11 protein-coding genes are annotated in these 11,991 nt (G+C 69.6%); 5 read left to right on the plus strand and 6 right to left on the minus strand.

Annotation, left to right across the window (positions count from 1 at the left end):
• Positions 1-62 precede the first annotated feature (62 nt).
• From AC1DZQ_RS14285 to AC1DZQ_RS14305, 5 genes are all read left to right on the plus strand, one after another.
• The gene (locus tag AC1DZQ_RS14285) at positions 63-419 is read left to right on the plus strand and encodes a YraN family protein (RefSeq protein WP_476964146.1); all 357 of its coding nucleotides are present in this window, start codon (positions 63-65) and stop codon (positions 417-419) included.
• A complete protein-coding gene (locus tag AC1DZQ_RS14290) occupies positions 420-1,967 on the plus strand; it encodes a YifB family Mg chelatase-like AAA ATPase (RefSeq protein WP_476964147.1) in 1,548 nt (515 codons plus the stop codon). It abuts the gene before it with no gap.
• Positions 1,968-2,014: 47 nt separating this feature from the next.
• Positions 2,015-3,202, plus strand: coding sequence for a DNA-processing protein DprA (gene dprA, locus AC1DZQ_RS14295; RefSeq protein ID WP_476964148.1), 1,188 nt, complete (start codon positions 2,015-2,017; stop codon positions 3,200-3,202).
• Between the two features lie 129 nt (positions 3,203-3,331).
• A complete protein-coding gene (locus tag AC1DZQ_RS14300) occupies positions 3,332-4,231 on the plus strand; it encodes a tyrosine recombinase XerC (RefSeq protein ID WP_476964159.1) in 900 nt (299 codons plus the stop codon).
• Between the two features lie 381 nt (positions 4,232-4,612).
• The gene (locus AC1DZQ_RS14305; protein ID WP_026266435.1) at positions 4,613-5,116 is read left to right on the plus strand and encodes a DUF3145 domain-containing protein; all 504 of its coding nucleotides are present in this window, start codon (positions 4,613-4,615) and stop codon (positions 5,114-5,116) included.
• Between the two features lie 121 nt (positions 5,117-5,237).
• Here the strand turns inward: AC1DZQ_RS14305 and fabF are convergent, their stop codons facing one another.
• The 6 genes from fabF to AC1DZQ_RS14335 form a co-directional block, all read right to left on the minus strand.
• Positions 5,238-6,473 (minus strand): beta-ketoacyl-ACP synthase II, encoded by a 1,236-nt coding sequence (gene fabF, locus AC1DZQ_RS14310; protein ID WP_476964149.1) that lies wholly within the window; start codon positions 6,471-6,473, stop codon positions 5,238-5,240.
• 168 nt (positions 6,474-6,641) lie between these two features.
• Entirely contained in the window at positions 6,642-6,887 is a 246-nt protein-coding gene (locus AC1DZQ_RS14315) for an acyl carrier protein (protein ID WP_079554778.1), read from the minus strand.
• A gap of 201 nt (positions 6,888-7,088) precedes the next feature.
• On the minus strand, positions 7,089-8,150 hold the full coding sequence (locus AC1DZQ_RS14320) for a beta-ketoacyl-ACP synthase III (RefSeq protein ID WP_476964150.1): 1,062 nt from the start codon (positions 8,148-8,150) through the stop codon (positions 7,089-7,091).
• Positions 8,147-9,076 (minus strand): ACP S-malonyltransferase, encoded by a 930-nt coding sequence (locus AC1DZQ_RS14325; protein ID WP_476964151.1) that lies wholly within the window; start codon positions 9,074-9,076, stop codon positions 8,147-8,149. The genes AC1DZQ_RS14320 and AC1DZQ_RS14325 overlap by 4 nt, the downstream gene beginning before the upstream one ends.
• Before the next feature lie 87 nt (positions 9,077-9,163).
• Positions 9,164-10,408: a PucR family transcriptional regulator gene (locus AC1DZQ_RS14330; protein WP_476964152.1), complete on the minus strand. Its 1,245-nt coding sequence runs from the start codon at positions 10,406-10,408 to the stop codon at positions 9,164-9,166.
• Positions 10,409-10,624: 216 nt separating this feature from the next.
• A partial coding sequence (locus AC1DZQ_RS14335) for a transketolase-like TK C-terminal-containing protein (RefSeq protein ID WP_476964153.1) occupies positions 10,625-11,991 on the minus strand: 1,367 nt, incomplete at its 5' end.

Genomic DNA, 11,991 nt, shown 5'->3' on the forward strand with positions numbered 1-11,991 from the left:
AGTTTCCCACATAGCCAAAGTGGGCCCTGTGTTCGTCCCTAGCGGCCCTCCACGCTGGAGGCATGAGAGCTAAGGATGTGCTCGGCCGGCGCGGGGAGGACCTCGCGGCGGATTACCTTAAGGCCCACGGCATGCGGATCGTGGAGCGGAACTGGCGCTGCCCCGAGGGGGAGATCGACATTGTCGCCCTCGACGGCGACGCGCTGGTCATCGCCGAGGTGAAAACCCGGAAATCCCTCGCGTACGGCCATCCCTTCGAGGCTGTCGGCGCGGACAAGCTGGCCCGGCTGCACCGGCTGGCAGCGGCGTGGTGCCGTGTCCAGGGGCTGCACATGCCGCTGTGCCGCGTGGACGTGATCGCCGTGATCGACGACGGCATCGGCGAGCCCGCCGTCGAGCACCTCAAGGGGGTGGGGTAGATGGCGCTGGGCCGGACCTATTCGGTCGCCCTCGTGGGCCTCAACGGCTACATCGTGGAGGTCGAGGCCGACATCGGCCAGACCCTGCCGGCGTTCGTGATCCTGGGCCTGCCGGACGCCTCATTGAACGAGGCCAAAGAACGGATCCGCTCCGCGGCCCAGAACTCGGGGATCCCGCTGAGCCGCCGCAAGATCACGGCCAACCTCATCCCTGCGTCCCTGCCCAAACGCGGCTCGGGCTTCGATCTCGCCATCGCCATGGCCGTGCTGCTGGCGGCGAACGACATCCGGCCCACGGGCAGCACGGTCTTCATCGCCGAACTCGGCCTGGACGGCCGGCTGCGGCCCGTGCGGGGCATCCTTCCGGCCGTGATGGCCGCGGTGCGGGCCGGCTACCCCGAGGTCGTCGTGGCCCGGGCCAACGTGACGGAGGCCGAGCTCGTCCCCGGCGCACAGGTCCGGGGCTACGCCACACTGGCCCGGCTCGCGTTCGACTGCGGCGCGGACCCGCAGGACCTGGCCCTCGACTTCGACCCCGGGCCCGGGGACCCCGACCACCCCCAGCCCGGCACCGGTCCCGCCCTGGCACCAGACATGTGCGATGTCTCCGGCCAGGCCGCGGCGCGGCGTGCCCTGGAAGTGGCCGCCGCCGGGGCCCACCACCTGCTGCTGACCGGACCGCCGGGCGCCGGGAAGACGATGCTCGCCGAGCGGCTGCCCGGGCTGCTGCCGGACCTGGGCGACACCGAGGCCATGGAGGTCACCGCCATCCACTCCCTGTGTTCGCTGCCCTCGGGCTCCGTGCAGCTGCTGCGCCGCCCGCCCTACGAGAACCCGCACCACACCGCGACGGCGGTGGCCATCATCGGTGGCGGGTCCGGGCTGCCGCGGCCCGGGGCAGCGTCCCGTGCGCACCGCGGAGTGCTCTTCTTGGACGAGGCCCCGGAGTACGACCGCGGCGTCCTCGACGCCCTTCGGCAGCCGCTGGAAAGCGGTGAGCTGGTCATCCACCGCTCGGCCGGGTCCGCGGCCTATCCCGCCCGGTTTCAGCTGGTCCTTGCGGCCAACCCCTGTCCCTGCGGCAAGGCAACCGGCAAGGGGGTGGACTGCATCTGCACGCCCACCATGCGGCGCCGATACCAGGCCCGGATGTCCGGGCCCCTGCTGGACCGGGTTGATATCCAGCTCGAAGTCGAGCGGGTCTCGCTCGCCGGCTTCGGCCAGCCTGCACCCGAGGAAGGCACCGCCAGCATCGCGGCACGGGTCCGGGCGGCCCGGGGCCGTCAGCTGGACCGGCTGCTGCCGTTCGGGATGGAAACCAACGCGCAGGTCCCCGGGCGGCTGCTGCGCGGGGTCCTGCGGCTCGATGCCCCCACCACCCGCATCCTGGACTACGCGCTGGAGCGCGGTGTGCTGACCGCACGCGGCTACGACCGCGTGCTGCGCCTCGCCTGGACCCTCGCGGACCTCTCCGCGCGGGACGTGCCGGACGGGGACGACGTCGGGCAGGCGCTGGGTCTCCGCCAGGCCGCCGCGGCCTCACCCTGAGCCTGCCGCCACGAAGCCGCACCCGTAGCCACGCGAAAGGAACCACCATGATCGATGACGAACGAGCAACCCGGGCAGCCCTGTCCCGGCTGTTCGAGCCGCAGGACGCGGCGGCGCTGGCGCTGGTCCAGGCAGCGGGCGCACAGGACGCCCTGCGGATTGCCAGCGGCGGTCTCGCCCCTGGTCCCGGGCTCGAGCAGGAGATCACCGGAATCCTGGCGGACAACGGCTCCGGCAGCGGCTGGTCCGGACTCACCGAGGCGCTGAAGCGTTGGGCCCCGCGTGTGCCCGACCTCGCACCGGAGCGGGACCTGGCCACCATGCAGCGGCTCGGCGGACGGCTCATCATTCCCGCGGATGAGTTGTGGCCGCGGCAACTGGCGGACCTCGGACTGCAGGAGCCCCTGTGCCTGTGGTGGCGCGGCGTGGAACAGGAGCTGCCCCCGGCGGCCCGGTCCGTAGCCCTGGTGGGCTCCCGGGACAGCACCAGCTACGGGGCTTCGGTGACGGGCGACCTCGCGTACTCGCTGGCCCAGCGTGGCTTTACGATCGTCTCCGGCGGCGCCTACGGGATTGACGCCCACGCCCACAGGGCGGCCCTGGCCGGCAGCGGGGGCGGCTTGCCCACCGTTGCCGTCATGGCCGGGGGAGTGGACCGCTTCTACCCCGCGGGCAATGAGGACCTGCTCCGGGCGGTGGCGAACCAGGGCGCAGTCCTGGCCGAGGTCCCGCCCGGGTCCGCGCCCACCCGCTACCGGTTCCTGCAACGCAACCGCCTCATTGCGGCGTTGGCCTCCGTCACAGTCGTCGTCGAGGCCCGGTGGCGCTCCGGTGCCCTGAACACGGCCCACCACGCCGAAAGCCTGGGCAGGGCCGTGGGCGCCGTGCCCGGATCCATCCACAGCGCCAACTCCGCCGGCTGCCACCGGCTTCTCCGTGAAGGCGGCGCGGTGTGCGTCACGGATGCCGGGGAGATCGCCGAGCTCGCGTCCCCGAGCGGCGAGGCGATGCCTCCGGACAAGGCTGGCCGGGCTGAGGCCCACGATGGCCTGACCCTGGAGGACCTGATCCTGCTCGATGCCCTGCCGCTGCGGACCACCACCTCGGTCGAGAAGCTGGCCACGGTGGCCGGGCTGAGCCCGGACTCGGTCCGCGCGGGCCTGGGCCGGCTGGGGCTGCTGGGCCTGGCCGAATCCCGGCACGGAGGCTGGAAACGCTCCGGGAAGGCGGACTGACATGGCGGGCTGCGCAGGGAAGGAGCGGCTCGCCGACCGGCTCCTTGAATGCCCCGGGAATACTGCCACAGTAGGAGGGTGCCTACACAGGATCCCCCCGCTGCCCTGCCCGCCGCGCTGTCCGGCGATATGCAGCTCGCCGCCGCACGCTTCGGCCGCTACCTGGAGGCGGAGCGGGGCCGGTCCGCCCATACCGTGCGGGCCTACCTCTCCGACGTCGACAGCCTGCTGGCGCACGCCGCGACCGAGGGAGTCCAGGGCCTTGCCGGGCTGGAGCTCGGGACCCTGCGGCGCTGGCTCGGGGCCCAGAGCGAGTCCGGGAAGTCCCGCGCCACCCTGGCCCGCCGCGCCGCTACCGCCAGGGCCTTCACCGCCTGGGCCGTCCGCGAGGAGCTGATCGAAGCCGACCCCGCCCTGCGGCTCAAGGCGCCAAAGCGGGAGAAGTCCCTGCCCGGGGTCCTGCGCCAGCAACAGGTCCGGCGGCTCGTCGACGACGCCGAATCGGCCTCGGCCGAGGGGGAGCCGCTGGCCTTGCGCAACCGCGCCATGGTGGAGCTGCTCTACGCCACCGGTGTCCGGGTTGGCGAGCTGGCCGGCATGGACGTGGACGACCTCGACCCGGACCGCAGGACCCTCCGGGTGCTCGGGAAGGGCAACAAGGAACGCACGGTGCCCTACGGGCTGCCGGCCGCGCTCGCCGTCGACGACTGGCTCCGCCGCGGCCGGCCGGCCCTCGCCACGGGGACCAGCGGCCCCGCGCTCTTCCTGGGCGCGCGCGGCGGAAGGGTGGACCAGCGCCAGGTCCGCAGTGTGGTCAAGGAGATGCTGGAGCGGCTGGGAGACACCGCCGCCACCGGACCGCACGCGCTGCGGCACTCCGCAGCGACCCACCTGCTCGACGGCGGGGCGGACCTGCGCGCCGTGCAGGAAATCCTCGGACACAGCAGCCTTGCCACCACCCAGATCTACACCCACGTTTCCGTCGAAAGACTCCGGCAGAGCTACCAGCAGGCGCATCCCCGGGCCTGAGGATCGCTGGGCACCGCGCGTCCGGCCGGCCGACAAGGCCCACAATTCGGCCCGGATTCCTGCCCGGGATTCCGCCCGCATACCCGGCCGGCGCAAAGCGGACCAGGGTCCGCCGAGCGGTCCGCGGAACCGGGCGCGGCGCGGCGGAAAAGACTCGCCGAATCGTACTGGCGTAATTAGGAGGGGTAGGGCAGAATAAAACTCACGCCCGGGAAGTTTCAAGTTGAACTTGAAGCTGGAATGCACCACGTCCCAGCTTCGAACCCGGTTGTATATTAGTAGTCTGGCAGGGACCGCCGGCATAATTTCGGATCCGCGCAACAGACAGACATCCAGGCACAGGTCGTTGGGGAAGACGTACCTACAGCTATGGAGGATGGAATGTCTGTTGCACTGACCCGAGGTGTGTTGTTCGTTCACTCAGCCCCGACTGCCTTGTGCCCCCACGTTGAGTGGGCCATAGGGTCTGTCGTGGACAAGCGGACGGACCTGGAGTGGACCGCTCAGCCTGCCGCGCCCGGAATGTTCCGGGCCGAGCTGTCGTGGACCGGTACGCCGGGCACGGGGGCTCAATTGGCGTCCGCTCTGCGAGGCTGGGCGCACCTGCGCTACGAAGTCACCGAGGAACCGAGCCAGGGAGTCGACGGCGGCCGCTGGTCGCACACCCCGGAGTTGGGGATCTTCCACGCCACTACCGACGTCCACGGCAACATCATGGTGTCCGAGGACCGCATCCGCTACGCCTACGAATCCGGCGCCGGCGACCCCTCGGCCGTCTACCATGAACTCTCGCTCGCCCTGGGCGAGGCCTGGGACGAGGAACTCGAGCCCTTCCGGCACGCCGCCGAAGGCGCCCCCGTGCGCTGGCTCCACCAGGTCGGCTAGGGCCTCACCGGGCGCCACACCGCAGCAATTCCATAGCTAGGCGCCAAAAAGCAGATGGCGGCAATGTTCATAAAGAACATTGCCGCCATCTGTTATCTCAGCAAGCTGCGGGCAGGTACAGCTACACGCTGCGTACCGCGATCACGGCGTTGTGGCCGCCGAAGCCGAAGGAGTTGCTCAGCGCGGCGATGCTGCCGGCGGGCAGGTCACGGGCCGTCGTGACGACGTCGAGCGGGATTTCCGGATCCTGGTTCTCGAGGTTGATGGTCACCGGCGCCTTGCGGTCGTAGATGGCCATGACGGTCAGTACGGCTTCCACGGCGCCGGAGGCGCCGAGCAGGTGCCCCATCTGGGATTTGGTGGCCGAGACCGCGACGGTGTCCACGTGCTTGCCCAGGGCGGCCTTGAGCGCCGCGTACTCGGGCTTGTCGCCGACCGGGGTGGAGGTGGCGTGCGCGTTGACGTGCACCACGTCTTCGGGCTGGATGCGGCCGTCAAACATGGCAGCCTTCAGCGCGCGGGTGGCGCCGAGACCCTGGGGGTCCGGGGCGGTGATGTGGTAGGCGTCGGCGGTGACGGAGGTGCCGGCCAGTTCGGCGTAGATCCGGGCACCGCGGGCCAGGGCGTGCTCCTCGGCCTCGAGCACCAGGGCACCGGCGCCTTCGCCCATGACGAAGCCGTCACGGTCACGATCGTAGGGGCGTGAGGCGTGCTCGGGATCGTCGTTGCGGCGCGAGAGTGCCTGCATGGAGGCGAAGGCGGCGATCGGCATCGGGTGGATGGCGGCTTCGGCGCCGCCGCAGACGACGACGTCGGCCTTGCCGGCGCGGATAAGGTCCAGGCCCACGTGCACGGCCTCGGTGCCGGACGCGCAGGCGGAGACGGGGGTGTGGGCGCCGGCGCGGGCACCCAGGTCCAGGCTGACCGCCGCGGCCGGGCCGTTGGGCATCAGCATGGGCACGGTCATGGGCAGGACGCGGCGGGGACCCTTTTCGCGCAGGGTGTCCCAGGCATCCAGAAGGGTCCAGACGCCGCCGATGCCGGTCGCGAAGGCAACCGCCAGGCGGTCGTGGTCGATTTCGGTGATGCCGGAGTCGGCCCACGCCTCGCGGGCCGCGACCACGGCGAACTGGGTGGACGGGTCCATGCGCTTGGCCTCGACCCGGGTCAGGACATCCAGGGCCGGGGTGGAGGCGCGTGCGGCGAAGTGGACCGGCAGCTCGTACTTGGCCACCCAGTCGTCCTCAAGCGTGTGCGCGCCGGAGACGCCCTTGAGCGCGTTCTTCCACATCGTGGGGACATCGCCGCCGATGGGTGTGGTGGCACCCAGACCGGTAATGACTACTTTGCGTGCCATGGGATCACTCTCTGTCGGTGCGCCTGCCGTATCCGGAGCCGCGAACGGGATGGCCGGGGCCTGCGAGGGGAAAACTTTCGGGTCGTGCAGTTGATGGTGGTCCGGTCCGGGCACTGCTGGAGCGCCCGGACCGGGCACCGGGGTCCGCCGATACCGGCGGAAGCCAGACTAGGCCTGGGCGTTGGAGATGAAGCTGACGGCGTCGCCGACGGTCTTGAGGTTCTTGACCTCTTCGTCCGGGATGCGGACGCCGAACTTCTCTTCGGCGTTGACCACGATGGTCATCATCGAGATGGAGTCGATGTCCAGGTCCTCGGTGAAGGACTTGTCCATTTCGACAGCTTCGGTGGCCAGGCCGGTCTCTTCGTTGACGATTTCAGCCAGGCCGGCCAGGATTTCTTCGTTGCTAGCCATTGATGGCTCCTTTTCTGGTTGTTGCCCACGGCCGCCGGTGAAATGCCGGCCGCCAGGGGCGGAAATGATTCAAACCGAGGGTTCGGCTTGGTGCGGGAATGCTTGTGAGCACAGCATGCGGGGCGAGCCCTGAAAGTGAAGGACATGCGGTGCAAAGGTGAAACGGGCGGAACATATTCAGTTCGGAAAAGCGGTGGCTGCCTAAGGAAGCACAATCACCTGGGCGCCGAAGACCAGACCGGCTCCGAAGCCGATCTGCAGCGCCAGCCCGCCGCTGAGCTCGGGGTTTTCCTCAAGCAGGCGGTGGGTGGCCAGGGGGATGGAGGCCGCCGACGTGTTTCCGGCGTCGGCGATGTCGCGGGCGATCTTGACGGACTCGGGCAGCTGCAGCTTCTTGGCCATCTCGTCGATGATGCGCATGTTGGCCTGGTGCGGAATGAACGCGGCGAGGTCCTCGGAACGGATACCGGCGGCGTCCAGGGCCTGCTGGGCCACCTTGGCCATTTCCCATACGGCCCAGCGGAAGACGGTCTGGCCGTCCTGACGCAGGGTCGGCCACAGGGACGCATYGGTCACTGCCGCTTCCTCGTCGCTGACAGCGGCGCCGTGCTTGCCGGTCAGTGCGAGCTCGCGGATGTCCAACATGGAGTGGGTCATGCCGATGGCATCCCACTTGCTGCCGTCCGAACCCCACACTGAAGGGCCGATGCCCGGGGTGTCGGAGGGGCCGATCACGACGGCGCCCGCGCCGTCGCCGAGCAGGAAGGAGATGGTCCGTTCCGTGTTGTCGATGACGTCGGAGAGCTTCTCGGCACCGACCACCAGGACGTAGGCGGCCGCGCCGGAACGCACCAGGGCGTCGCCTTGGGCGATGCCGTAGCAGTAGCCGGCGCACGCCGCGGAAATGTCGAACGCCGGGGCCGGCGTCGCGCCGAGGCGGTCGGCGAGGCTCGCGGCAGCGGACGGGGTCGCGTACGGGTGGGTGACCGTGGAAACGATCACGGCGCCGAGCTGGGAGGCCTCGATGCCGGCCTTTTGCAGCGCCTCACGGGCGGCGCCCTCGGCCATGTCAATCACGCTGACATCGGCGGGCGCACGGTGCCGGGTGATGATGCCGGTGCGCTGGCGGATCCACTCATCCGACGAGTCGATCCACTGGCACACGTCCTCGTTGGTCACGATCACGCTGGGCCGGTACGCGCCGACACCCATGATGCGGGTGTTTGGCTGCACGGGCGCCTGCTTCAGAGTGGGAACGCTCATGCGCCGCCCTCCAGTTCTGCAAATAGGGCCAGGGCCGCGGAAAGGTCGTCCGGGGTCTTGACGGTGACGGTCTTGACGCCGGGCATGCCGCGCTTTGCCAGGCCGGCCAGTGTTCCGGCGGGAGCCAGCTCGATCACGCCGGTCACCCCGCGCTGCACCATGGTCTCCATGCAGAGGTCCCAACGGACCGGACGGGAGACCTGGGCGATCAGGCTGTCGACCGCGGCGGCGCCGTCGGTGACTTCCGCGCCGTCGAAGTTGGACAGCAGCGGGACCTGCGGATCCTTCGGGTGCAGCGACGGGCGCAGGGCCTGCAGTGCCGCGCCCGCGGGGGCCATGTGCGAGGTGTGGAACGCGCCCGCGACCTTCAGCGGGATGACCCGGGCCTTGGCCGGCGGGTTCTCCGCCAGGGCCTTGAGCTGTTCCAGGGTGCCGGCAGCGACGGTCTGGCCCGCCCCGTTGACGTTGGCGGCCGTGGCCCCGGCGGCGCCAATGGCTGCCAGGACCTCGGCGGGGTCGCCGCCCACGACGGCACTCATGCCGGTCGGGGTGGCGGCAGCAGCGGCTGCCATGCTGTTGGCGCGTTCGCGGACGAACGTCATGGCTTCGGTTTCCGTCAGCACACCGGCGAGGGAAGCCGCGGTGATTTCGCCGACGGAGTGGCCGGCAAGGATAACCGGAAGCGTGCCGAGTTCGACGTCGAACAGCGACCTTGCGGTCACCAGGCCAGCAGCGACGATCAGGGGCTGCGCGACCGCAGTGTCCTTGATGGTCTCCTCATCGGAGGTGGTGCCGTGGGCGGTGAGGTCGATGCCTGCTATTTCGCTGAGGGAGGCCAGAAGGCCTGCGACGGGTGGCAGTTCCAGCCAAGGGGCCAGAAAACCAGGGGTCTGGGAGCCCTGTCCAGGGCAAACGATTGCAAGCACGTAACCAGCTTTCCAAATTACTGCGTGAACATTCGTGTTTTCATGCACCAAGCTCACTGGGTCAGTTTGTAGGAAGTCTACAACGGTTCAGGAGCCGTTGCGGGGAGGCTGCCGCTCCGTGGGGGCCTTCGGCGGGGTGGAAAGCCGGCCCACGACAAGGGCTGTCTGGAGCACGAACGCCTCCCGCGGCAGCAGCGGATCCCAGCCGGTGACGTCACAGACGCGCTTGAGCCGGTAGCGCACCGTGTTGGCATGGACGAAGAGTTCCCGGGCCGTGGCCTCAAGCGAATGGCCCAGCTCCAAGTACGTGCCGAGGGTCTCCACCAGCCCGTTGGAAGCGGCCAGCAGAGGGCGGTAGATGTTCTTGACCAGCGAGCGACGGGCGGCGTCGTCGCCGGAGATCACCCGCTCCGGGAGCAGGTCATCGGCCGCTACCGGGCGCGGCGCGGAGGGCCATGCGCGGGCCGCGGTGAGGCCGGCAAAGGCTGACTGGGCCGAGCCGCTGGCTTCCAGGAGGGACCCTGCCTCCGGGCCGTAGACCACCGGGCCGGGGGCAAAGAGTTCGCTGAGTTTCAGGTACGCGGTCTCCCGGTCGTGGACCCCGCCCAGGATGAGGATGAGGCGGTCGCCCTGGATCCCCACGAGGGCGTCCTCGGCGAAGCGCCCCGCGGTGCGCCGCAGCTCGCTGACGTAGCTGGCGCTTGGTTCGGACGGGGAATTCCCGACCATGACGGTGAAGCGCTCCTGCGCTTTCCAGCCCAGGGCCGCGATCCTGGACCGCAGCGCGTCCGTGTTTTCGCCGCGGAGGATGGCATCGACAATGAGGGCTTCCAGCCGGGTATCCCAGGAGCCGCGGGACTCCGCGGCTCGCGCGTAGACGTCGGCGGCCGCGAACGCGACCTCCCGTGAATAGCGCAGCACGGCTTCCCGGAGGGCGCCCTGGTCCGCTTCCGGGGCGATGACCGGGACCTGGTCCTCCACGACTTCCACGACGATCCGGATCAGCTGGAGCGCCTTCTGGAGGCTGATGGAGCGGGTCAGTTCGGTGGGTGCGGTGCCGAAGACGTCGGAGAGGATCCACGACGGCGAGCTCGGCCGCTCGTACCAGGTGACGAAGGCCGCGATGCCGTTCTGGGCCACCATGCCCAGGGCGGAACGCTCATCCGAGTTCAGCCGGCCGTACCACGGCAGGGACTTCTCCAACTGGCGCAGCGTCGTCGTCGACAGCTGGCCCACGCTGGACCGGAGCTTCTTGAGGGTCTCGGCCTTCTCCGGAGTCATCGCCCTTGAGCTCGGCTTGCGTTTTTCGGGAGTGGTGATCGGCTCTGCCATGCATTGAGCATACGGGGCGCGCCGTCCAAGCTCCATTTGTGCGAAGGCTACAACTGCCGTTGTCCTGCATCACAGCGGCACGCAGCAGTCTAAAGCGGGACCCCCGGAGGGAGACAGGAGGGGAGGCGGGCGGGAGACGTGAGGGAGACGAAGGGGTTAAAAGCCCGACGGCGGCCCCCACCTTTCGGTGGGAGCCGCCGTCGAACGCTGGCTTGCTTAGGAGTCGCCGCCCGCGTTGCCGGTGGTGCCGGCGTTGACGTTGTGCAGACGGTACTTCTCGATCGCCTGGGCCGGCGCCTGGGCGTCGACCTCGCCGCGGCGGGCCAGCATCTCCAGGGAACGGACCACAACCGAGTGGATGTCGTTCTTGAAGAAGCGGCGTGCGGCAGCGCGGGTGTCGGAGAAGCCGAAGCCGTCCGCGCCGAGCGAGGCAAACTCGTTCGGGAGGAACTGCCGGATCTGGTCCGGCACGGCCTTCATGTAGTCGGTGACCGCAACGATCGGCCCGGTGGCGCCGGCGAGCTGCTGGGTCACGAACGGGACGCGGGCGGGCTGGCCGGGGTTGAGGAAGGCCTCTTCCTCGGCGGCCATGGCGTCGCGGCGCAGTTCGCTCCAGGACGTCACGGACCAGACGTCGGCGGAGACGCCCCAGTCCTCGGCGAGGACCCGCTGCGCTTCGAGGGCCCAGGGCACGGACACGCCGGAGGCGAGAATCTGCGTGCGCGGGCCGTCAATCTTGGCCGGTGCGAGCAGGTAGATGCCCTTGATGATGCCCTCGACGTCGAGTTCCGCCGGTGCCGCCGGCTGCAGGATCGGCTCGTTGTAGACCGTGATGTAGTACATCACGTTCCGCGACGGATCGTTGTCGGCCGGGCCGGGGCCGTACATCCGCTCCAGACCGTCGCGCATGATGACGCCGATCTCGTAGCCGTATGCCGGGTCGTAGGTGACGACGGCCGGGTTCGTGGCGGCGAGGATCGGGGAGTGGCCGTCGGCGTGCTGCAGGCCTTCGCCGGTCAGGGTGGTGCGTCCTGCGGTGGCGCCGATGATGAACCCGCGGGTCATCTGGTCCGCGGCGGCCCAGAAGGAGTCGCCGGTGCGCTGGAAGCCGAACATCGAGTAGAAGACGTAGACCGGGATGAGCGGTTCGCCGTGCGTGGCGTAGGACGTGCCGGCGGCGGTGAAGGCTGCCACGGACCCTGCCTCGTTGATGCCGGCGTGCACGATCTGCCCGGAGATGGACTCCTTGTACGCCAGGACGAGCTCGCGGTCCACGGAGAGGTAGTTCTGGCCGTTCGGGTTGTAGATCTTCGCGGTCGGGAAGAACGCGTCCATGCCGAACGTGCGGGCCTCATCCGGAATGATCGGCACAATCCGCTTGCCGAACTCCTTGTCCCGCATGAGGTCCTTGAGCAGGCGGACAAAGGCCATGGTGGTGGCGGCATGCTGCTTGCCGGAGCCGCGGTTGGCGACTTCGTAGGCCTTCTCATCCGGGAGGGTGACGTCGACGTGCTTGGAGCGCCGCTCGGGGACGAAGCCGCCGAGTTCCTTGCGCCGGCCCATCAGGTACTGGATCTCGGGGG

Source organism: Arthrobacter sp. P1_C12_2 (assembly GCF_056406415.1).

Bases quoted from the DNA above. Each gene is read 5' to 3' on its own strand.
- dprA (WP_476964148.1), top strand. From the start codon at position 2,015: ATGATCGATGACGAACGAGCAACCCGGGCAGCCCTGTCCCGGCTGTTC.
- AC1DZQ_RS14290 (WP_476964147.1), top strand. From the start codon at position 420: ATGGCGCTGGGCCGGACCTATTCGGTCGCCCTCGTGGGCCTCAACGGC.
- AC1DZQ_RS14315 (WP_079554778.1), bottom strand. From the start codon at position 6,887: ATGGCTAGCAACGAAGAAATCCTGGCCGGCCTGGCTGAAATCGTCAAC.
- AC1DZQ_RS14285 (WP_476964146.1), top strand. From the start codon at position 63: ATGAGAGCTAAGGATGTGCTCGGCCGGCGCGGGGAGGACCTCGCGGCG.
- AC1DZQ_RS14305 (WP_026266435.1), top strand. From the start codon at position 4,613: ATGTCTGTTGCACTGACCCGAGGTGTGTTGTTCGTTCACTCAGCCCCG.
- AC1DZQ_RS14330 (WP_476964152.1), bottom strand. From the start codon at position 10,408: ATGGCAGAGCCGATCACCACTCCCGAAAAACGCAAGCCGAGCTCAAGG.
- fabF (WP_476964149.1), bottom strand. From the start codon at position 6,473: ATGGCACGCAAAGTAGTCATTACCGGTCTGGGTGCCACCACACCCATC.
- AC1DZQ_RS14300 (WP_476964159.1), top strand. From the start codon at position 3,332: ATGCAGCTCGCCGCCGCACGCTTCGGCCGCTACCTGGAGGCGGAGCGG.